The sequence below is a fragment of the Pseudomonas sp. NFACC41-3 genome (assembly GCF_900109505.1).
GTDB lineage: Bacteria > Pseudomonadota > Gammaproteobacteria > Pseudomonadales > Pseudomonadaceae > Aquipseudomonas > Aquipseudomonas chlororaphis.
Window position 1 is genome coordinate 133,895 of the sequence record NZ_FOAE01000001.1, and the last position, 19,965, is coordinate 153,859.

At 62.6% G+C, this 19,965-nt stretch carries 21 protein-coding genes; all 21 read left to right on the forward strand.

What is annotated here, in order from left to right; all coding sequences use genetic code 11:
- Nucleotides 1–59: 59 nt before the first annotated feature.
- Nucleotides 60–1,478, forward strand: a complete 1,419-nt coding sequence (gene fliD / locus BMY68_RS00570) for a flagellar filament capping protein FliD (protein WP_085530153.1) — start codon at nucleotides 60–62, stop codon at nucleotides 1,476–1,478.
- Between the two features lie 128 nt (nucleotides 1,479–1,606).
- Nucleotides 1,607–2,002 (forward strand): flagellar export chaperone FliS, encoded by a 396-nt coding sequence (gene fliS / locus BMY68_RS00575; RefSeq protein ID WP_023968307.1) that lies wholly within the window; start codon nucleotides 1,607–1,609, stop codon nucleotides 2,000–2,002.
- A gap of 10 nt (nucleotides 2,003–2,012) precedes the next feature.
- Complete coding sequence (gene fliT / locus BMY68_RS00580; RefSeq protein WP_007922640.1) at nucleotides 2,013–2,309, forward strand: flagellar protein FliT; 297 nt, start codon at nucleotides 2,013–2,015, stop codon at nucleotides 2,307–2,309.
- 173 nt (nucleotides 2,310–2,482) lie between these two features.
- Nucleotides 2,483–3,958, forward strand: a complete 1,476-nt coding sequence (locus BMY68_RS00585) for a sigma-54 dependent transcriptional regulator (protein ID WP_007922638.1) — start codon at nucleotides 2,483–2,485, stop codon at nucleotides 3,956–3,958.
- A 128-nt stretch (nucleotides 3,959–4,086) separates the two neighbouring features.
- Nucleotides 4,087–5,280, forward strand: a complete 1,194-nt coding sequence (locus tag BMY68_RS00590; protein WP_175534820.1) for a sensor histidine kinase — start codon at nucleotides 4,087–4,089, stop codon at nucleotides 5,278–5,280.
- A gap of 5 nt (nucleotides 5,281–5,285) precedes the next feature.
- The gene (gene fleR, locus BMY68_RS00595; protein WP_085530155.1) at nucleotides 5,286–6,695 is read left to right on the forward strand and encodes a sigma-54-dependent response regulator transcription factor FleR; all 1,410 of its coding nucleotides are present in this window, start codon (nucleotides 5,286–5,288) and stop codon (nucleotides 6,693–6,695) included.
- Between the two features lie 129 nt (nucleotides 6,696–6,824).
- Nucleotides 6,825–7,151, forward strand: a complete 327-nt coding sequence (fliE, locus tag BMY68_RS00600; RefSeq protein WP_007922633.1) for a flagellar hook-basal body complex protein FliE — start codon at nucleotides 6,825–6,827, stop codon at nucleotides 7,149–7,151.
- Between the two features lie 15 nt (nucleotides 7,152–7,166).
- A complete protein-coding gene (fliF, locus tag BMY68_RS00605) occupies nucleotides 7,167–8,954 on the forward strand; it encodes a flagellar basal-body MS-ring/collar protein FliF (protein ID WP_007922632.1) in 1,788 nt (595 codons plus the stop codon).
- Nucleotides 8,947–9,966 carry a flagellar motor switch protein FliG gene (gene fliG / locus BMY68_RS00610; protein ID WP_007922630.1) on the forward strand — a complete coding sequence of 340 codons (1,020 nt, stop codon included), beginning with the start codon at nucleotides 8,947–8,949 and terminating at the stop codon, nucleotides 9,964–9,966. Before fliF ends, fliG begins: the two co-directional genes overlap by 8 nt.
- Before the next feature lie 9 nt (nucleotides 9,967–9,975).
- A complete protein-coding gene (fliH, locus tag BMY68_RS00615; RefSeq protein ID WP_085530156.1) occupies nucleotides 9,976–10,797 on the forward strand; it encodes a flagellar assembly protein FliH in 822 nt (273 codons plus the stop codon).
- On the forward strand, nucleotides 10,787–12,145 hold the full coding sequence (gene fliI / locus BMY68_RS00620) for a flagellar protein export ATPase FliI (RefSeq protein WP_009042736.1): 1,359 nt from the start codon (nucleotides 10,787–10,789) through the stop codon (nucleotides 12,143–12,145). The genes fliH and fliI overlap by 11 nt, the downstream gene beginning before the upstream one ends.
- A 6-nt stretch (nucleotides 12,146–12,151) precedes the next feature.
- On the forward strand, nucleotides 12,152–12,601 hold the full coding sequence (gene fliJ / locus BMY68_RS00625; RefSeq protein WP_007922624.1) for a flagellar export protein FliJ: 450 nt from the start codon (nucleotides 12,152–12,154) through the stop codon (nucleotides 12,599–12,601).
- 118 nt (nucleotides 12,602–12,719) lie between these two features.
- Nucleotides 12,720–13,025, forward strand: a complete 306-nt coding sequence (locus tag BMY68_RS00630; RefSeq protein WP_009042737.1) for an STAS domain-containing protein — start codon at nucleotides 12,720–12,722, stop codon at nucleotides 13,023–13,025.
- A gap of 5 nt (nucleotides 13,026–13,030) precedes the next feature.
- Nucleotides 13,031–14,737 carry an ATP-binding SpoIIE family protein phosphatase gene (locus tag BMY68_RS00635; RefSeq protein ID WP_085530503.1) on the forward strand — a complete coding sequence of 569 codons (1,707 nt, stop codon included), beginning with the start codon at nucleotides 13,031–13,033 and terminating at the stop codon, nucleotides 14,735–14,737.
- 30 nt (nucleotides 14,738–14,767) lie between these two features.
- On the forward strand, nucleotides 14,768–15,112 hold the full coding sequence (locus tag BMY68_RS00640) for an Hpt domain-containing protein (RefSeq protein ID WP_007922619.1): 345 nt from the start codon (nucleotides 14,768–14,770) through the stop codon (nucleotides 15,110–15,112).
- 110 nt (nucleotides 15,113–15,222) lie between these two features.
- Entirely contained in the window at nucleotides 15,223–16,587 is a 1,365-nt protein-coding gene (locus tag BMY68_RS00645) for a flagellar hook-length control protein FliK (RefSeq protein WP_085530157.1), read from the forward strand.
- Between the two features lie 178 nt (nucleotides 16,588–16,765).
- Entirely contained in the window at nucleotides 16,766–17,269 is a 504-nt protein-coding gene (gene fliL, locus BMY68_RS00650; RefSeq protein ID WP_085530158.1) for a flagellar basal body-associated protein FliL, read from the forward strand.
- A 9-nt stretch (nucleotides 17,270–17,278) separates the two neighbouring features.
- Nucleotides 17,279–18,247 (forward strand): flagellar motor switch protein FliM, encoded by a 969-nt coding sequence (gene fliM / locus BMY68_RS00655; protein WP_009042741.1) that lies wholly within the window; start codon nucleotides 17,279–17,281, stop codon nucleotides 18,245–18,247.
- A gap of 54 nt (nucleotides 18,248–18,301) precedes the next feature.
- Nucleotides 18,302–18,769 carry a flagellar motor switch protein FliN gene (fliN, locus tag BMY68_RS00660; protein ID WP_009042742.1) on the forward strand — a complete coding sequence of 156 codons (468 nt, stop codon included), beginning with the start codon at nucleotides 18,302–18,304 and terminating at the stop codon, nucleotides 18,767–18,769.
- Nucleotides 18,770–19,207: a flagellar biosynthetic protein FliO gene (gene fliO / locus BMY68_RS00665; RefSeq protein WP_085530159.1), complete on the forward strand. Its 438-nt coding sequence runs from the start codon at nucleotides 18,770–18,772 to the stop codon at nucleotides 19,205–19,207. It begins immediately after the preceding gene.
- The gene (gene fliP / locus BMY68_RS00670) at nucleotides 19,207–19,956 is read left to right on the forward strand and encodes a flagellar type III secretion system pore protein FliP (RefSeq protein ID WP_085530160.1); all 750 of its coding nucleotides are present in this window, start codon (nucleotides 19,207–19,209) and stop codon (nucleotides 19,954–19,956) included. The genes fliO and fliP overlap by 1 nt, the downstream gene beginning before the upstream one ends.
- Nucleotides 19,957–19,965 lie beyond the last annotated feature (9 nt).

Sequence of the window (19,965 nt, forward strand, 5' to 3'; positions counted from 1 at the left end):
ATGTTCTTTTGGGCGTTGTAATGGTCAAAAGACCGGCGACACACTGAAGGGAGATCTCCATGGCAAGTCCAATTCTACCGGGTACCGGTCTAGGCTCCGGCCTCGATACCGGTGCTATCGTCAAAGCCTTGGTGAATGCTGATAAAGCACCCAAGCAAGGTCAGATCGACCGGGGAACTGCGAACAACACCGCAAGCATCTCCGGCATCGGCACCTTGAAGTCCTTGTTGTCGACCTTTCGGACCACCATTACCGAGCTCAGTAGCAAGACCAATCCGCAATTTCCCGGCTATGCCGCCACTACTTCCGAAAGCAAGTATGTAACGGCGGTTGCTGGCAATACCGCGGTCAATGGCAACTATGTTGTCAATGTCAAGAATCTCGCGACTTCCTCGAAAGTCACCAGTGCTGCCTTCGCTGGCGGTACTACAAGTGCTATTCCGACTGGTACCCTGAAAATCAGTCAAAATGGCACTGACTACAATCTCGATATAAAAGCCGGTGCTACCTTGCAGTCGGTACGTGACTCGATCAACGCCGACGCATCGCTCAAGGGCGCGGGTATCAGCGCGAACATCGTGACCGACTCCTTTGGCTCGCGCCTGGTTGTGGGCTCGACTACTACCGGTGCAGGCTCCGATATTTCTCTCAGTGGCATTGCCGGTCTGGAAATTGACGGCAGCACTGTCGTTGGTGCTTCTGGTTCGCCGATGACCGCGACCTCTGCCGGTTCCATTGGTGCGCTGGCAGTGGATGCTAGCTTCACCGTCGATGGCATGGAGCTGACCAGCAAGAGCAACTCGGTGGACAAGGCGGTTTCCGGGCTGACCTTCAACCTGGTCGCTCCAGGCACCTCGACTATTACCGTCGCGGCCAACACCGATGGCTTGAAGGCTTCGATCCAGAAGTTCGTCGATGCCTACAATGCGGTGGCCAACAGCGTTAGCGCGCTGACCAAGCCATCCCTGGATGACGATGGCAAGCCGACCATTCCGGCCCAGTTGACGGGTGACTCGTTGCCGCGCTCGATCCTGGCGGCCATGCGTGCGCCGCTGTCTGAAGTGGGATCTGGCGACAAGCTGACCGTCCTGGCGCAGTTGGGGATTACCACCAACCAGAAGACCGGTGCCCTGGACTTCGACACCACCAAGTTCACCGCGGCGATGAACGACAAAAAGCTCGGTGGCGAGGTGCAGGCCCTGTTCACCGGCGAAAAGGGCCTGTTGGAGCGCATGGACAATGCCATCAAGCCTTTTGCCCAGACCGGCGGTGTTCTCGATCAGCGTACGACTGAGCTGAACAAGACCAAGGCCAAGCTGACCTTGGATCAGGAGGCCCTGGACCGCCGTATTGAAACCCTGACGGCAGTACTGACCAAGAAGTACAACGACATGGACACCCTGGTGGGCAAGTTGAAAGCCACCGCCAGCAACATTACCTCGATGTTCGAGGCGTTGACTGCGCAACAGAAAGGCTGATTGATACCAGGCGCCAAAAGCCCGGCAACGTTTGTAGCGTTCCGGGCTTTTGGCTTTTGATCTAAAGTTTTTTGACGCCAGGTCGATACGCTGGTTATACGAACCCTTGAGTTTTGATGAGGTAGAACATGAATCCGATGTTAGCCCTTCGGCAATACCAGAAGATTGGTGCCCAGGCGCAGACTTCCGAGGCCAGCCCCCATCGTCTGGTGCAGATGCTGATGGAAGGCGGCCTGGATCGTATCGCCCAGGCCAAGGGGGCGATGGAACGCAAGGATATTCCCAACAAGGGTGTGTTCATCAGCAAGGCCATCGGCATTATCGGCGGCTTGCGTGAAGGGCTCGATCTGGAAAATTCACCCGACACCCTGGGCGATCTGGATGGCTTGTACACCTACATGATGACGCGCCTCACCGAGGCGAACATCAAGACCGATCCAAAGATTCTCGACGAGGTCGCTGATCTGCTGCGCACCGTCAAGGAAGGCTGGGACGCCATCGCTGCGCCGGGTCCGCAGTTCTAAGGAGATCACCATGAGTCTTGTATTGCAGCGCATCGAAGAAACCCGTGAAGCACTGGTCGCCGCCCTGGCCGAGCGTAACTGGGAAGCGATCGGTCAGTTGGATCTGGCCTGCCGTTCCTGCATGGAAGACATCTTGAGTGAAGCTCCGGAAGATGAAGCCGCGTTGCGCGAGAACTTGCAGGAGCTGTTGGGGGTTTATCGGCAGCTTCTTGAAGTGACGACAGGGGAGCGTCAGGCGATAGTCGACGAGATGTCGCAGATCCATCAAGCACAGAACGCGGCAAAGGTTTACCATCTGTTCGGTTAATTAACCCCTAAGTTAATCCGAATCCAGTGCGCCATAAATTTGACTGTGCACGCTTTTTTGACTTAACTAGTGGCTGTTTTCAGATTTCAGACGTCTATCAGGCTCAAAATGCCTACAAGCGTCTAGCTTGCCCTGATTCCGGGCATTGAGTTGACTAGGGAAGTTGCTATTGCATGTGGCGTGAAACCAAAATTCTGCTGATTGATGACGATAGCGTCCGCCGCCGCGACCTGGCGGTGATTTTAAATTTTCTTGGCGAAGAAAATTTACCCTGCGGTAGCCATGACTGGCAGCAGGCTGTCGGCTCATTGTCATCCAGTCGTGAAGTAATCTGTGTCCTCATCGGGACTGTAAATGCTCCTGGTGCGCTTTTGGGCCTGTTAAAGACACTCTCAACCTGGGATGAGTTCCTTCCAGTTTTGTTAATGGGCGATAATTCTTCCATTGACTTGCCGGAAGACCAGCGTCGCCGAGTGCTTTCCACCCTGGAAATGCCACCCAGCTACAGCAAGTTGCTCGATTCCCTGCACCGCGCCCAGGTCTATCGTGAGATGTACGATCAGGCCCGCGAGCGCGGTCGCCATCGCGAACCCAACCTCTTTCGCAGTCTGGTCGGCACCAGCCGGGCGATCCAGCATGTCCGGCAGATGATGCAGCAAGTGGCCGATACCGATGCCAGCGTGCTGATCCTCGGCGAGTCCGGGACTGGCAAGGAAGTGGTGGCGCGTAACCTGCACTATCACTCCAAGCGTCGCGAAGCGCCGTTTGTGCCCGTCAACTGTGGTGCGATTCCGGCCGAGTTGCTGGAGAGCGAACTGTTCGGCCATGAGAAGGGCGCCTTCACCGGAGCCATCACCAGCCGTGCCGGGCGTTTCGAGCTGGCCAACGGCGGCACCCTGTTCCTCGACGAAATCGGCGATATGCCGCTGCCTATGCAGGTCAAGCTGTTGCGCGTGCTGCAGGAGCGTACCTTCGAGCGCGTGGGCAGTAACAAGACCCAGAGTGTCGATGTGCGGATCATCGCCGCGACTCACAAGAACCTTGAGAGCATGATCGAGGTCGGCAGTTTCCGCGAAGACCTGTACTACCGCCTGAACGTGTTCCCGATCGAGATGGCACCGCTGCGTGAGCGGGTGGAAGACATTCCGCTGCTGATGAACGAGCTGATCTCGCGCATGGAGCATGAGAAGCGCGGTTCGATCCGCTTCAACTCCGCGGCGATCATGTCGCTCTGCCGCCATGGCTGGCCGGGCAACGTCCGCGAGCTGGCTAACCTGGTGGAGCGCATGGCGATCATGCATCCCTACGGTGTGATCGGTGTGGTCGAGTTGCCGAAGAAATTCCGCTATGTCGATGACGAAGACGAGCAGTTGGTGGACAGTCTGCGCAGTGATCTGGAAGAGCGGGTGGCGATCAATGGCCATACGCCGGACTTCGCCGCCACCGCCATGCTGCCGCCGGAAGGCCTGGACCTGAAGGACTACCTCGGTGGTCTGGAGCAGGGCCTGATCCAGCAGGCGCTCGACGATGCCAATGGCATTGTCGCGCGGGCTGCGGAGCGTCTGCGTATCCGCCGCACCACGCTGGTGGAAAAAATGCGCAAGTACGGCATGAGCCGTCGCGAGGGTGATGAACAGGCGGATGATTGACGCCTGTTTTTTAACCTGTTGAAAACCGGGCAGTTTTTTTCCGGCACGGGTATTGCTAAGTCTCTCTCAACGTTCCGTTTAACTGACGGTCAGCCACGCGAGAGAGCACGATGCCCCAAGCCGCCCAGATGTCTCCTGTTCCTGAAAGCCAGGGGCAAACGTCGTCCGTAGAGCAGGCAAGCCGGCTTGGCCTTGAGCAGGCGTTCGCCTTGTTCAACCAGATGTCGAGCCAGCTTACCGACTCCTACAGCCTGCTTGAGGCTCGGGTGACCGAGCTCAAGGGCGAACTGGCCGTGGTCAGCGCCCAGCGCATGCAGGAGCTGGCGGAAAAAGAGCGTCTGGCCAACCGTCTGCAAAACCTCCTCGATCTGTTGCCTGGCGGCGTCATCGTCATCGACGCCCAGGGCATTGTCCGCGAAGCCAACCCTGCCGCCTGCGACCTGCTGGGCCTGCCTCTCGAGGGCGAGCTCTGGCGGCATGTCATCGCCCGTTGCTTCGCGCCACGGGAAGACGACGGCCATGAGATTTCGTTGAAGGATGGGCGGCGGCTGTCGATCTCCACCCGTTCGCTGGATGCCGAGCCGGGCCAATTGGTGCTGCTCAACGACCTGACTGAAACCCGTCACCTGCAAGATCAACTGGCCCGCCATGAGCGCCTGTCGTCCCTGGGGCGCATGGTGGCGTCCCTGGCGCATCAGATTCGTACGCCATTGTCCGCCGCGCTGCTGTATGCCAGTCACCTGACCGAGCAGGAACTGCCTGTCGCCACCCAGCAGCGCTTTGCCGGGCGGCTGAAGGAGCGCTTGCATGAGTTGGAACATCAGGTCCGCGACATGCTGGTGTTTGCCCGGGGCGAGTTGCCGCTGACCGATCGCGTGACACCCAAGGCGTTGTTGCAGTCGCTGCAGGCGGCGGCCCTGACCCATGTGCAGGACGTGCCCGTGCGCTGGCAGTGCGACAGCCATGCGGGCGAGTTGCTGTGCAGTCGCGACACGCTGGTGGGGGCGGTGCTCAATCTGATCGAGAACGCCATCCAGGCCAGTGCCGGCCAGGTGCGCCTGAAAGTCCATTTTTATACCCGTGGCAACAGCTTGCGGTTATGCGTCAGCGATAGCGGCAGCGGTATCGACGCCGCAGTGCTGGCGCGTTTGGGTGAGCCGTTTTTCACCACCAAGACCACGGGAACCGGTCTGGGGCTGACAGTCGTCAAGGCGGTGGCGCGTGCCCACCAGGGAGAATTGCTGCTGCGCTCGCGTCCTGGGCGCGGTACATGTGCGCTGGTGGTTCTGCCACTGTTCTGCGGCGCTCAAGGAGTGGAGTGAAGGTAATGGCAATCAAGGTTCTACTGGTTGAAGACGATCGCGCCCTGCGCGAAGCCCTGGCGGATACGCTGCTGTTGGCCGGTCATGACTACAAGGCGGTCGGCAGTGCGGAGGAAGCGCTGGAGGCGGTGTCTGGCGAGTCGTTCAGCCTGGTGGTCAGCGACGTCAACATGCCAGGCATGGACGGTCATCAGTTGCTGGGCCTGCTGCGTGCGCGCCAGCCGCAATTGCCGGTATTGCTGATGACCGCCCATGGCGCGGTCGAGCGTGCGGTCGAGGCCATGCGTCAAGGCGCCGCCGACTACCTGGTCAAGCCCTTCGAGCCCAAGGCCCTGCTGGACCTGGTGGCGCGACATGCCCTGGGTTGCCTTGGGGCTGCCGAGGGCGAAGGGCCGGTGGCATTCGAGCCGGCCAGCGCTCAACTGCTCGAACTGGCGGCGCGGGTCGCTCGCAGCGATTCCACCGTGTTGATCTCGGGCGAGTCCGGCACCGGCAAAGAGGTGTTGGCGCGCTACATTCACCAGCAGTCCCATCGCTCCAGCCAGCCCTTTATCGCCATCAACTGCGCGGCGATTCCGGACAACATGCTCGAAGCCACGCTGTTCGGTCACGAGAAGGGTGCCTTTACCGGCGCCATCGCCGCCCAGCCCGGCAAGTTCGAACAGGCCGATGGCGGCACCCTGCTGCTGGACGAGATTTCCGAAATGCCCCTGGCCCTGCAGGCCAAGCTGCTGCGGGTGCTGCAGGAGCGCGAAGTCGAGCGGGTCGGGGCGCGCAAGCCCATCGCCCTGGATATCCGGGTGGTGGCGACCACCAACCGCGACCTGGCCGGCGAAGTGGCCGCGGGGCGGTTCCGGGAAGACCTTTACTATCGGCTGTCGGTATTCCCGCTGGCGTGGCGCCCGCTGCGCGAGCGTACCGCCGATATCCTGCCGCTGGCCGAGCGCCTGCTGGCCAAGCACGTCAATAAAATGAAACACGCTGCCGCGCGGCTGTCGGCCGAAGCGCAGGCGTGCCTGCTCGGTTATCCATGGCCGGGCAACGTGCGCGAACTGGACAACGCCATCCAGCGCGCACTGATCCTGCAGCAGGGCGGCCTGATCCAGCCGGAAGATTTCTGCCTGGGCGGACCGCTGGCTTGTGCGCCGCTGCCGGCCATGGCACCCGCCGCGGTGACGACGGTGCGCAGTGCGCCGGTGGAGGCCGAGGTGCCGCCAGCCGAGTCGGCAGGGGCCTTGGGCGACGATCTGCGGCGTCGGGAGTTCCAGATGATCATCGACACCTTGCGCACCGAGCGCGGCCGACGCAAGGAGGCGGCTGAGCGCCTGGGTATCAGCCCGCGAACCTTGCGCTACAAGTTGGCGCAAATGCGCGATGCCGGAATGGATGTCGAGGCGTATCTGTTTGCAACATGAGTCGTTTAAGGCATGCAGCCATGCAGGCTTTTGTTCGGTGTCTGCGCGGAGCTGGCACCCTTGTTGCTAACACCTCACTAACCGCTGCGTGAGTGTCAAAAAATTGCGGGTCGTCGGAGAGAGTAGACCATGAGCCAAGGTATTGAATTTAATCGGTTGATGTTGGACATGCGAGCCATGCAAATGGACGCCATGGCCCAGCCAAAATCGGCCGCGGTGCCGCAGGTGAGCGGCAGCAGTTTTTCCGACATGCTTGGGCAGGCGGTGAACAAGGTCAACGACACTCAGCAGGCGTCCAGCCAGCTGGCCAGTGCCTTCGAGATCGGCAAGAGCGGTGTCGACCTGACCGACGTGATGATTTCCTCGCAGAAGGCCAGTGTGTCCTTCCAGGCGTTGACCCAGGTGCGCAACAAGCTGGTTCAGGCGTACCAAGACATCATGCAGATGCCGGTTTAAGGACGAGATTGAGTCATGGCAGAAGCAGTCGCCGATAACGTACCGGCCAAGGCCACTCCGACAGAAGGCAAGCCGCCGCTGTTCGGGTTGTCCTTTCTGGAAAACCTCTCCGAGATGACCATGTTGCGTCAGGTTGGCCTCATGGTCGGTCTGGCTGCCAGCGTGGCGATTGGTTTTGCCGTGGTGTTGTGGTCCCAGCAACCCGATTACCGTCCGCTGTACGGCAGCCTTGCCGGCATGGACGCCAAGCAGGTCATGGACACCCTGGCCTCCGCCGACATTCCCTACACCGTCGAGCCCAACTCCGGTGCCTTGCTGGTCAAGGCCGACGACCTGTCGCGCGCGCGCCTCAAGCTGGCGGCTGCCGGCGTGGCCCCGGGCGACGGCAATATCGGTTTCGAGATTCTCGATAAAGAGCAGGGCCTGGGCACCAGCCAGTTCATGGAGGCGACCCGTTACCGTCGCGGCCTGGAAGGCGAGCTGGCGCGGACCATCTCCAGCCTGAACAACGTCAAGGGCGCGCGCGTGCACCTGGCGATTCCGAAAAGCTCGGTGTTCGTGCGCGACGAGCGCAAGCCCAGCGCTTCGGTACTGGTCGAGCTGTATTCCGGTCGTTCGCTGGAGCCGGGCCAGGTGGTGGCCATCGTCAATCTGGTGGCGACCAGCGTTCCCGAGTTGAGCAAGTCGCAGATCACCGTGGTCGACCAGAAGGGCAACCTGCTCTCCGACCAGGCGGAAAACTCCGAACTGACCATGGCCGGCAAGCAATTCGACTACAGCCGCCGCATGGAAAGCATGCTGACCCAGCGGGTGCACAACATCCTGCAGCCGATCCTCGGCAACGACCGCTACAAGGCTGAAGTGTCCGCCGATGTGGACTTCAGCGCCGTCGAGTCGACCTCCGAACAGTTCAACCCGGACCAGCCGGCCTTGCGCAGCGAGCAGTCGGTCAACGAACAACGCTCCAGCAGCCTGGGCCCGCAAGGCGTTCCTGGCGCCCTGAGCAACCAGCCGCCATCGCCGGCCAGCGCGCCGCAGACCACCGGTGGCGCCACCGCTGCCGCCGGCATGGTGCAGCCAGGCCAGCCGCTGCTGGACGCCAACGGCCAGCAGATCATGGACCCGGCCACCGGCCAGCCGATGCTGGCGCCGTACCCGAACGACAAGCGTCAACAATCCACCAAGAACTTCGAGCTGGATCGCTCCATCAGCCACACCAAGCAACAGCAGGGTCGTCTGAACCGGCTGTCGGTGGCGGTGGTGGTGGACGATCAGGTCAAGGTCAATCCGGCCAACGGCGAAACCAGCCGTGCGCCGTGGAGCGCCGACGAATTGGCGCGCTTCACCCGTCTGGTGCAGGACGCCGTGGGCTTCGACGCCAGCCGTGGCGACAGCGTCAGTGTGATCAACGTGCCGTTCTCGGCCGATCGCGGCGAGGTGATCGCCGACATTCCGTTCTACTCGCAGCCCTGGTTCTGGGACATCGTGAAGCAGGTCCTGGGCGTGCTGTTTATCCTGGTCCTGGTGTTCGGCGTGCTGCGCCCGGTGCTCAACAACATCACCGGTGGCGGCAAGGGCAAGCAACTGGCGGGGCTCGGCAGCGATGTCGAACTCGGCGGCATGGGCGGCCTGGATGGCGAGCTGGCCAACGATCGCGTCAGCCTCGGCGGCCCGCAAAGCATCCTGCTGCCTAGCCCGAGCGAAGGCTATGACGCACAGTTGAACGCAATCAAGAGTCTGGTGGCAGAAGACCCGGGTCGAGTGGCCCAGGTCGTGAAAGAGTGGATTAACGCAGATGAGTGATAACCGAGCCGCTACCGCCAAACTGACCCGGGTCGACAAGGCCGCGATCCTGCTGCTGTCCCTGGGTTCCACCGACGCCGCGCAGGTGCTGCGCCACATGGGCCCCAAAGAGGTCCAGCGCGTGGGCGTGGCCATGGCGCAGATGGGTAACGTGCATCGCGAGCAGGTCGAGCAGGTGATGAGCGAGTTCGTCGACATCGTCGGCGACCAGACCAGCCTTGGCGTGGGCTCCGACGACTATGTGCGCAAGATGCTCACCCAGGCCCTGGGCGAGGACAAGGCCAACGGCCTGATCGACCGCATCCTGCTGGGCGGCAACACCAGCGGCCTGGACAGCCTGAAGTGGATGGAACCGCGCGCCGTGGCGGACGTGATCCGTTACGAGCACCCGCAGATCCAGGCGATCGTGGTGGCGTACCTCGATCCGGACCAGGCGGGCGAAGTGCTTGGCAACTTCGACCACAAGGCGCGCCTGGACATCATCCTGCGGGTTTCCTCGCTCAATACCGTGCAGCCGGCCGCCCTGAAAGAACTCAACCAGATTCTCGAGAAGCAGTTCGCTGGTAACTCCAACGCCTCGCGTACCACCCTGGGTGGTATCAAGCGCGCCGCCGACATCATGAACTTCCTCGACAGCTCGATCGAAGGCCAGTTGATGGACTCGATCCGCGAAGTCGACGAAGACCTGTCCGGCCAGATCGAAGACCTCATGTTCGTGTTCAACAACCTCGCCGATGTCGACGACCGCGGCATCCAGGCGTTGCTGCGCGAAGTGTCTTCCGACGTGCTGGTCCTGGCCCTCAAGGGGTCGGACGAAGGCGTCAAGGAAAAGATCTTCAAGAACATGTCCAAGCGGGCTGCCGAACTGCTGCGCGACGATCTCGAGGCCAAGGGCCCGGTGCGCGTCAGCGATGTGGAAACCGCGCAGAAGGAAATCCTCACCATTGCCCGCCGTATGGCCGAAGCCGGAGAAATCGTTCTCGGCGGGAAGGGCGGCGAAGAAATGATCTAAGGTCGCGTTATGTCGTCCAGCAGTGATGAATCCCACAGCGACCTGATTCGCGCTCGGGACGTCGGTGGTTTCGACGTCTGGGCGCTGCCCAGTTTCGACCCCCATGTCCCCGAGCCCGAGCCGGAACCGGTGGAAGAGCCGCCGGCGCAGATCGAGGAAGTGCCGCTGGAAGAAGTCCAGCCACTGACCCTCGAAGAACTCGAGAGCATTCGCCAGGAAGCCTATAACGAAGGCTTCGCCACGGGCGAAAAGGAAGGTTTCCACAGCACCACGCTGAAGGTCCGCCAGGAAGCCGAAGTGGCCCTGAGCGCCAAGCTGGAGGCGCTGGAAACGCTGATGGGCAATCTGTTCGAGCCCATCGCCGAGCAGGACACACAGATTGAAAAAGCCCTGGTCAACCTGGTGCAGCACATGACGCGCCAGGTGATCCAGCGCGAGCTGGCCATCGACTCCAGCCAGATCGAGCATGTCATGCGCGAAGCCCTCAAGTTGCTGCCGCTGGGTGTGGGCAATGTGCGCCTGTACATCAATCCGCAGGACTTCACCCAGGTCAAAAGCCTGCGCGAGCGCCATGAGGAAAGCTGGCGCATCGTCGAGGACGAAGCCATGTTGCCGGGCGGCTGCCGGGTCGAGACCGAGCACAGCCGGATCGACGCGACCATGGAAACCCGGATCGCCAAGATCATGGACAAGCTGTCCGACCAGCTTCATGAGCAGGCTTTGCATCCCGCCGAACCGGACCTGAGCGTCGAGCTGGGGGCCGCCACTGGCAAGCCCGCCGCGGATGTCGACCCTGTCGACGCCGCGCAGGACCCCGCCGATGCGCCTTGACCGCACCAGCTTCGGCAAGCGCCTGAGCAGCTACGCCGAAGCCACCGAACTGCCGAACCAGCCGATTCTCGAAGGCCGCCTGCTGCGCATGGTCGGCCTGACCCTGGAGGCCGAAGGCCTGCGGGCGGCCATGGGCACGCGCTGCATGGTGATCAACGACGACAGCTATCACCCGGTGCAGGTCGAGGCCGAGGTGATGGGCTTCTCCGGCAGCAAGGTATTCCTGATGCCGGTCGGCAGCGTCGCCGGCATCGCGCCCGGCGCCCGGGTCGTGCCGCTGGCCGACACTGGCCGCCTGCCGATGGGTATGAGCATGCTCGGGCGGGTCCTCGACGGTGCTGGCCGTGCGCTGGACGGCAAGGGCGGGATGAAGGCCGAGGACTGGGTGCCGATGGACGGTCCGACCATCAACCCGCTCAAGCGCGACCCCATCAGCCGGCCGTTGGACGTGGGCATTCGCTGCATCAACGGATTATTGACGGTGGGCCGCGGCCAGCGTCTCGGCCTGTTCGCCGGTACCGGCGTGGGCAAGAGTGTGCTGCTGGGCATGATGACCCGCTTTACCGAGGCCGACATCATCGTGGTCGGGCTGATCGGTGAGCGCGGCCGTGAGGTCAAGGAGTTCATCGAGCACATCCTCGGTGAAGAGGGGCTCAAGCGCTCCGTGGTGGTGGCGTCGCCGGCGGACGATGCGCCGCTGATGCGCCTGCGCGCGGCCATGTACTGCACGCGTATCGCCGAATATTTTCGCGACAAGGGCAAGAACGTCCTGTTGCTGATGGATTCCCTGACCCGTTTCGCCCAGGCCCAGCGGGAAATCGCCCTGGCCATCGGCGAGCCGCCCGCGACCAAGGGCTATCCGCCGTCGGTCTTCGCCAAGCTGCCGAAGCTGGTGGAGCGCGCGGGCAACGCCGAGGCCGGTGGCGGCTCGATCACCGCGTTCTATACCGTGTTGTCCGAAGGCGACGACCAGCAGGACCCGATCGCCGACTCGGCGCGTGGTGTGCTCGACGGGCACATCGTGCTGTCGCGGCGCCTGGCGGAGGAGGGGCATTACCCGGCGATCGATATCGAGGCGTCCATCAGCCGGGTCATGCCGGCGGTGGTGACCCCGGATCACATGACTCGCGCCCAGTATTTCAAGCAGCTGTGGTCGCGTTACCAACAGGCGCGCGACCTGATCAGCGTCGGCGCTTACGTACCGGGCGGCGATCGCGAAACCGACGCCGCCATCTCGCTGCAGCCGTCGATGGTTGCCTACCTGCGCCAGGGGCTCAACGACAGCATCAGCCTGGGTGAAAGCGAAGCCCATCTGGAGATGGTGTTCGCTCCGGCGCCGGGCGGTTAATCCGTCATGGCCAACAGCCGTGCCGCGCGTCTGGCGCCGGTGGTCGACATGGCCGAAAGCGCCGAGCGCACCGCCGCCCAGCGCCTGGGGCATTTCCAGGGCCAGGTGCGCCTGGCGGAAAGCAAGCTGGGGGACCTGGAACGCTTTCGTGCCGAATACCAGCAACAGTGGATCGAGCGGGGCAGTGCTGGGGTTTCCGGCCAGTGGCTGATGAACTACCAGCACTTCCTCAATCAGCTGGAAACCGCCGTGGGCCAGCAGCGGCAAAGCCTGGCCTGGCACCAGAACAACCTCAACCGCGCCCGGGAAACCTGGCAGCAGGCCTATGCCCGGGTCGAGGGTTTGCGCAAGCTGGTGCAACGCTACATCGATGAAGCCCGCCAACTGGAAGACAAGCGCGAGCAGAAGCTGCTCGACGAGCTGTCCCAGCGCCTGCCGCGCCAGGATCCGTACTGAGCGCCACCCCATTCGTCGCCGCCAGGCGCTCGTCAGCGACGCTTCGGCGGTTCGGGTTGCCCAGGCTTGTACGGGGTGCTAAACCTTGTACAGATTGCCAATCACAAGGAAGCGAATCATGTCAGTCGTTACTGAAGTTTCACCGGACGGGCACAAACTGACGATTTCGATCAAGGGGCGTTTCGATTTCGGCCGTCATCAAGAGTTTCGCGAGTCCTACGAGCACCTCAACACAAGGCCCGACTCCATAGTGGTGGACCTGAAAGACGCCACCTACCTCGACAGTTCCGCCCTGGGCATGCTCCTGTTGCTGCGCGATCACGCCGGCGGCGACGATTCCGACGTGCGAGTGATCAACAGCAACTCGGACGTGCGCAAGATTCTCGCCATTTCCAATTTCGACAAGCTGTTCGACATCAGTTGATCGACATGCAGTCGAGTGAGGCACCTCTGTGCGTGCTGATCGCTGAGGACGGCACCAGCGACCGCATGTTGCTGTCGAGCATCGTCCGGCGCCAGGGGCACAAAGTGCTGACGGCGAGTAATGGCGCCGAGGCGGTGGAGCTGTTCATCCAGCAGCGCCCGCACCTGGTGTTGATGGACGCGATGATGCCGGTGATGGACGGTTTCGAGGCGGCCCGGCAGATCAAGCATCTGGCTGGCGAAGCGCTGGTGCCGATCATTTTCCTGACCTCGCTCACCCAGAGCGAGGCGTTGGCGCGCTGCCTGGAAGCCGGTGGCGACGATTTTCTGGCAAAACCCTACAGCCCGGTGATCCTGGCCGCCAAGATCAAGGCCATGGATCGCTTGCGGCGCCTGCAGGAAACCGTGCTGCAGCAGCGCGACCAGATCACCCAGCACCATGACTACCTGCTCAACGAGCAGCGGGTGGCCAAGGCGGTGTTCGACAAGGTGGCGCATTCCGGATGCCTGAATGCGCCGAATATCCGCTACCTGCAGTCGCCGTACGCGCTGTTCAACGGCGATTTGCTGCTGGCTGCCTTTACCCCGACGGGCGACATGCATGTGCTGTTGGGGGATTTCACTGGCCACGGCTTGCCGGCGGCGGTGGGCGCGATGCCCCTGGCCGAGGTGTTTTACGGCATGACGGCCAAGGGTTACGGGCTGCCCGAAACCCTGCGCGAGATGAATGCCAAGCTCAAGCGCATCCTGCCGGTCGGCATGTTCTGTTGTGCGACGCTGCTGTGCCTGAGCTTCCAGCGGCGGGCGGTGGAGGTGTGGAACGGCGGCATGCCGGATGGCTACCTGCATCGCCTGGCAAGCGGGGAGCGGGTGCCGCTGGTGGCGCACCATTTGCCGCTGGGGGTGCTGGGCGCCGAGGCATTCGACGACCGCACCGAAGTCTTTCCCATGGCCCTGGGCGACCGGGTTTTCCTGTTGTCCGATGGGGTGATCGACACCTGCGACGCCAACGAGCAACTGTTCGGTGTCGAGCGCCTGCAGCGGGTGTTTGCCGCCAACCGCGAGCCGGACCTGTTGTTCGAGGAGATCCAGCGGGCCCTGAGCGAGTTTGGCGGGGATGCGCGGGACGATGTGAGCATGGTCGAGGTCAGCCTGCTTGAGGCGCGGAAGCTGACGCCGCCGGCGTTGGTGTACTCCGACAGCGGTCAGTCCTGCCCGCTGGACTGGTCGGTGAGTTTCGAGTATCGCGCCGCGACCCTCAAACGTTTCAACCCTTTGCCTTACCTGTTGCAGCTGCTGCTGGAAGTACATGGCCTGCGGGCGCAGAGTGGGGCGCTCTACAGTGTGCTGGCCGAGTTGTATTCCAATGCCCTGGAGCATGGCGTATTGGGCCTGGACTCGAGCCTCAAGCGCGATGCCCAGGGGTTTTCCCGCTATTACCGGGAGCGCGCGGTACGCCTCGAAGCCTTGCAGGAGGGGTTTGTGCGGGTGCACCTGCAAGTGGAGCCTCAAGGGGCTGGCGGTCGTTTGCTGATCCGGGTCGAGGACAGTGGCAGCGGTTTCGATGTCGGGCGGGTGATGGCGCGGCCCATCGATGGCGACCGCCTTTCCGGGCGCGGTGTCAGCCTGATCCGTCAGCTCAGCCGGCGTGCCAGCTGGTCTGACGATGGTCGTAGTGCCTGCGTGGAGTTTTCTTGGGAGCCTCTGGCATAATTCGCCGATTCTTGATCAAGGAGTGAGCAAGTGTCTGAGATTCATCTGGATCACGAGGTGCTGAACGCATTGCAGGAAGTCATGGAGGATGAGTATCCGTTGTTGCTCGACACCTTCCTCTGTGACTCCGAAGAGCGTTTGCGCCAGTTGCACAAAGTCGACGACCCCCGTCAACTTGTCGCCACTGCCCATAGCTTCAAGGGCAGCAGCAGCAATATGGGGGCGATTCGCCTGGCCGAGCTTTGTCATCAGTTGGAGCAGCGTGCCCAGGGCTCGTCGTTGCGCGGTATCGAGCAGCTGGTCGGCGAGATCGATGGCGAATTCGCCATTGTCCGCCAGCTGTGCGAGCAGGAACGCCAGCGTTTTCACTGCTGAAAAACCGCTGCAATCCAGGCTTTTCCCCGTGAGCCAGCAAAGCTGGCTCGACCTTTGCAATCAAGTTTCCCAACTGTACCTACGATCCCAGTGCAGCGGAGACCGTTTTCATGCCCCTTACCCCGAACATGCTTCTTCAGGCCGCCTCCCAGGCCAAGACTCAAGCGGCTTCCGCCACCCCCCAGGCCAGCGCCGCCGAGCCCGGGGACAAAGGCGCAAGCTTTGCCCGGGTGTTCGCCAAGGAGGCACTCGGCAAGCCGGTAGCGGCTGCCGACGGCCCGAGCAAGCCGGCTCGCGACAAGGGGGGCGAAACCGCTGCCAAGGTGGATCCGGGCAAGGGCAAGGCTGCCGCCGCCGAGCCTGCGGTTGCCGATAGCGGCAAAACCTTGCCTGCCGACAAGGCTGTTGCCAGTGACGAAAAAGTCGCCAATGACCAGGCCGCGAGCAGCGATCAGCCGCTGGCCGAGAGCACACCGGTCGACCCGACCCTCGATCCGGCGCTGATGCAGGCGACCCAGCCGGTGCCGTTGCCGGCGCCCGAGCCGGAAGTGGCGGCCGCGCCGGTTCCGGCACAGCCGCCAGTGCAGCCGCAAACGCAGCCGGCTATAGCGGTGGTGGCCAGCACCGCGACGCCAGTGCCGGTCGATCCGGAATTCGACCCTGAAGCCGATCCGCTGGATGCGCTGCCGGTGGTACGCCTGGCCATGGAGCAGAGCGGCCATGTCTCGGCTTCCAGCCAGGCGCAGAGCAAGGCGGCGCCGACCGTGGTGGCTGATGATGGGCCGACTTCGGCGCAGACCTTCGCCAGCGGCATGGCCACTATGCTGGACCTGCAGGTGGACAAGGACAGCACCGAGCAGGGCGGCGAAAAGGCCTTCAGCGGCCTGCTCGATGACGGTCTCAAGGACCTCAAGAGCGCTGCCAGCGACACCCGCGTCGACGATTTCGCCAACCGCCTGGCGGCCCTGACCCAGGCGGCCACGCCCAAGACCGCCAATGCCGTCCCGGTGAACCAGCCGCTGGCCATGCATCAGAGCGGCTGGACCGAAGAAGTGGTCAACCGGGTCATGTACCTGTCCAGCGTCAATCTGAAGTCGGCCGAGATCCAGTTGCAGCCGGCCGAACTGGGGCGCCTGGACATTCGCGTGAACATGGTGCCGGACCAGCAGACCCAGGTGACCTTCATGAGTGCCCATGTCGGCGTGCGCGAGGCCCTCGAAGGGCAGATGCATCGCCTGCGCGACATGTTCCACCAGCAAGGCATGGGGCAGGTGGACGTCAACGTCTCCGACCAGTCGCGCAACTGGCAGGGTGGCCAGGAGCAGGCCCAGCAGGGGCAGCATCGCAGCAACGGCACCAGCGCCAGCGGTGGGCGCCTGGATGGCGTGGATGAAGAGTTGCCGCCGAGCGTCGCCGAAGTCGCCGCCAACACCAGCACGGTCATCGGCACCAGCGCCGTCGACTATTACGCCTGACCCGCTTCGGGCGTCATTGAACAGAAGATCGCCAGCCGTGTGACTCCGCGGCTGGCGATCTTTTGCTTTGTGCTTCCCCTATCCCTTCAGTTCACCCTGGTTCAGACAAATCTGGCATAACACTTGCTCTTGCCTTGCCGTGCGACTGTGAAAACTCGATTAGTGACGGATTATTGGCATGGCGAAGAGCGAAGCAGCAGAGAAAACCCCCGCCGGGAAAGGCAAACTCAAGCTTATCCTCTTGATTGTTCTGGCCTTGTTGCTGGCGATCGGTTTGTCCGTCGGGGCGACCTGGTACTTCATGCACAGCAGTGCCCAGAGCAAGCCTGCCGAGACGACCGAGGCGGCCAACAGCGTCAAGCCGGCGGCCATCTATGAGCCCATGGCGCCAGCCTTCGTGGCCAACTACACGCAGAACGGCCGCCAGCGCTACATGCAGGTGAGCATCACCCTGCTGGCGCGCAACCAGGCCGATCTGGACGCGCTGAAAGTGCATATGCCGGTGATCCGCAACAACCTGGTCATGCTCTTCTCCGGCCAGAGCTTCGACACCCTGGCGACTCCGGTCGGTCAGGAAATGCTGCGTCAGAAGGCCACCGCCAGCGTGCAGGAAGTGGCCCAGAAAGAGGTCGGCAAAGTGGTGGTCGAGCAGTTGCTCTTTACTAACTTCGTACTGCAGTAGGAACACGACATGGCCGTGCAGGACCTGCTGTCCCAGGATGAGATCGACGCGCTGCTGCATGGCGTCGATGACGGTCTGGTACAGACCGAACACGCCGCCGAGCCCGGCAGCGTCAAAAGCTACGACCTGACCAGCCAGGATCGCATCGTCCGCGGACGCATGCCGACCCTGGAGATGATCAACGAGCGTTTTGCCCGCTACACCCGTATCAGCATGTTCAACATGCTGCGCCGTTCGGCGGACGTGGCGGTGGGCGGCGTGCAGGTGATGAAGTTCGGCGAATACGTGCACTCGCTGTACGTGCCGACCAGCCTCAACCTAGTGAAGATCAAGCCGCTGCGCGGTACCGCGCTGTTCATCCTCGACGCCAAGCTGGTGTTCAAGCTGGTGGACAACTTCTTCGGCGGCGACGGTCGTCACGCCAAGATCGAAGGCCGTGAATTCACCCCGACCGAATTGCGCGTGGTGCGCATGGTGCTGGAGCAGGCTTTCGTCGACCTGAAGGAAGCCTGGCAGGCGATCATGGAAGTCAACTTCGAGTACATCAACTCCGAAGTGAACCCGGCCATGGCCAACATCGTCGGCCCGAGCGAAGCGATCGTGGTCTCGACCTTCCACATCGAGCTCGACGGCGGTGGCGGCGACCTGCACGTGACCATGCCGTACTCGATGATCGAGCCGGTGCGGGAAATGCTCGACGCCGGTTTCCAGTCGGACCTGGACGACCAGGACGAGCGCTGGAGCAAGGCCCTGCGCGAAGACGTGCTGGACGTGGATGTGCCTTTGAGCGCCACGGTGGCCCGCCGGCAGTTGCGCCTGCGCGACATCCTGCACATGCAGCCAGGGGATGTGATCCCGGTGGAGCTGCCTGAAGACATGATCATGCGCGCCAACGGCGTACCGGCGTTCAAGGTCAAGCTCGGTTCGCACAAGGGCAACCTGGCCCTGCAAGTGATCGAGCCGATCGAGCGCCGTTGAGCGGCGTTGTTATGAATTCGCTTTGTTAATGATTTTTTGCCCGCCGAGGACAACATGGCTGACGAACACGAAATGACTTCCGCAGAAGACCAGGCCCTGGCTGATGAGTGGGCGGCTGCCCTGCAGGAAACCGGCGACGCCGGGCAAGACGATATCGATGCCTTGCTGGCGGCCGATGCGGCCAGCGCGCCGGCGTCCAATCGCCTGCCGATGGAAGAGTTCGGCAGCGTGCCGAAGAACAACGAGCCGGTGACCCTCGACGGTCCGAACCTGGACGTGATCCTGGATATCCCGGTATCGATCTCCATGGAGGTCGGCAGCACCGACATCAACATCCGCAACCTGCTGCAGCTCAACCAGGGGTCGGTGATCGAACTCGATCGCCTGGCCGGCGAGCCGCTGGACGTGCTGGTCAACGGTACGCTGATCGCCCATGGCGAAGTGGTGGTGGTCAACGAGAAGTTCGGCATCCGCCTGACCGACGTGATCAGCCCGAGCGAACGCATCAAGAAGCTGCGCTAAGTGAGAAAGGCACTCGCGCTGTTCCTGGCCTGGCCGCTCTGGGCCCTGGCCGCCGAGCCGGTGGCCGGTACCGCCGCGCCAGCGGTTGGCAGCAGCGGCGTGGCCGGGCAGCTGACCCAGCTGGTGCTGGGCCTGTTGCTGGTGGTGGGGCTGATCTTCTTCCTTGCCTGGCTGTTGCGCCGGGTGCAGCAGGCCGGACCGGCCGGTAAGGGCCAGGTCATCGAGCTGATCGGCTCGCGGGCGCTTGGCCCGCGGGACCGGCTGGTGCTGGTGCAGGTCGGCAACGAACAGATTCTGCTCGGCCTGACGCCGGGCGCCATCACAGCGTTGCATGTGCTCAAGGAGCCGGTGCAGGTGCCGAGCACCGAGCAGGCGACTCCGGAGTTTGCCCAGCGCCTGATGGAGCTGCTGGGCAAGGATCAGAAGGATAAGAAGTAATGCCGTTGCGCCTCATCTTGATGTTGGCCCTGATGCTGGCGGCGCCGCTGGCGCTGGCGGCCGACCCGTTGTCGATCCCGGCGATCACCCTCGGCACCAATGCCGACGGCCAGCAGGAATACTCGGTCAGCCTGCAGATCCTGTTGATCATGACCGCGCTGAGCTTCATTCCGGCGTTCGTCATGCTGATGACCAGCTTTACCCGGATCATCATCGTGTTCTCGATCCTGCGTCAGGCCCTGGGCCTGCAGCAGACGCCGTCGAACCAGATCCTCACCGGCATGGCGCTGTTCCTGACGATGTTCATCATGGCTCCGGTGTTCGACCGGGTGAACCAGGATGCCCTGCAGCCGTACCTGGCGGAGAAGCTCAGCGCCCAGGACGCGGTGGCCAAGGCCCAGGTGCCGATCAAGGATTTCATGCTGGCCCAAACCCGCAGCAGCGACCTGGAGCTGTTCATGCGCCTGTCCAAGCGCACTGATATCGCGACGCCGGACCAGGCGCCGCTGACGATCCTGGTGCCGGCCTTCGTCACCTCGGAGCTGAAGACCGCGTTCCAGATCGGCTTCATGATCTTCATTCCGTTCCTGATCATCGACCTGGTGGTCGCCAGTGTGCTGATGGCCATGGGCATGATGATGCTGTCGCCACTGATCATTTCCCTGCCGTTCAAGATCATGCTGTTCGTGCTGGTGGATGGCTGGGCCCTGATCATCGGCACCCTGGCGGGCAGTTTCGGTGGTGTTTAGAACCTTGTT

Excerpts from the sequence above, each read along its gene's own strand:
- fliD (WP_085530153.1), top strand. The coding sequence starts at position 60 with ATGGCAAGTCCAATTCTACCGGGTACCGGTCTAGGCTCCGGCCTCGAT.
- fliS (WP_023968307.1), top strand. The coding sequence starts at position 1,607 with ATGAATCCGATGTTAGCCCTTCGGCAATACCAGAAGATTGGTGCCCAG.
- fliT (WP_007922640.1), top strand. The coding sequence starts at position 2,013 with ATGAGTCTTGTATTGCAGCGCATCGAAGAAACCCGTGAAGCACTGGTC.
- BMY68_RS00585 (WP_007922638.1), top strand. The coding sequence starts at position 2,483 with ATGTGGCGTGAAACCAAAATTCTGCTGATTGATGACGATAGCGTCCGC.
- BMY68_RS00590 (WP_175534820.1), top strand. The coding sequence starts at position 4,087 with ATGTCTCCTGTTCCTGAAAGCCAGGGGCAAACGTCGTCCGTAGAGCAG.
- fleR (WP_085530155.1), top strand. The coding sequence starts at position 5,286 with ATGGCAATCAAGGTTCTACTGGTTGAAGACGATCGCGCCCTGCGCGAA.
- fliE (WP_007922633.1), top strand. The coding sequence starts at position 6,825 with ATGAGCCAAGGTATTGAATTTAATCGGTTGATGTTGGACATGCGAGCC.
- fliF (WP_007922632.1), top strand. The coding sequence starts at position 7,167 with ATGGCAGAAGCAGTCGCCGATAACGTACCGGCCAAGGCCACTCCGACA.
- fliG (WP_007922630.1), top strand. The coding sequence starts at position 8,947 with ATGAGTGATAACCGAGCCGCTACCGCCAAACTGACCCGGGTCGACAAG.
- fliH (WP_085530156.1), top strand. The coding sequence starts at position 9,976 with ATGTCGTCCAGCAGTGATGAATCCCACAGCGACCTGATTCGCGCTCGG.
- fliI (WP_009042736.1), top strand. The coding sequence starts at position 10,787 with ATGCGCCTTGACCGCACCAGCTTCGGCAAGCGCCTGAGCAGCTACGCC.
- fliJ (WP_007922624.1), top strand. The coding sequence starts at position 12,152 with ATGGCCAACAGCCGTGCCGCGCGTCTGGCGCCGGTGGTCGACATGGCC.
- BMY68_RS00630 (WP_009042737.1), top strand. The coding sequence starts at position 12,720 with ATGTCAGTCGTTACTGAAGTTTCACCGGACGGGCACAAACTGACGATT.
- BMY68_RS00635 (WP_085530503.1), top strand. The coding sequence starts at position 13,031 with ATGCAGTCGAGTGAGGCACCTCTGTGCGTGCTGATCGCTGAGGACGGC.
- BMY68_RS00645 (WP_085530157.1), top strand. The coding sequence starts at position 15,223 with ATGCCCCTTACCCCGAACATGCTTCTTCAGGCCGCCTCCCAGGCCAAG.
- fliL (WP_085530158.1), top strand. The coding sequence starts at position 16,766 with ATGGCGAAGAGCGAAGCAGCAGAGAAAACCCCCGCCGGGAAAGGCAAA.
- fliM (WP_009042741.1), top strand. The coding sequence starts at position 17,279 with ATGGCCGTGCAGGACCTGCTGTCCCAGGATGAGATCGACGCGCTGCTG.
- fliN (WP_009042742.1), top strand. The coding sequence starts at position 18,302 with ATGGCTGACGAACACGAAATGACTTCCGCAGAAGACCAGGCCCTGGCT.
- fliP (WP_085530160.1), top strand. The coding sequence starts at position 19,207 with ATGCCGTTGCGCCTCATCTTGATGTTGGCCCTGATGCTGGCGGCGCCG.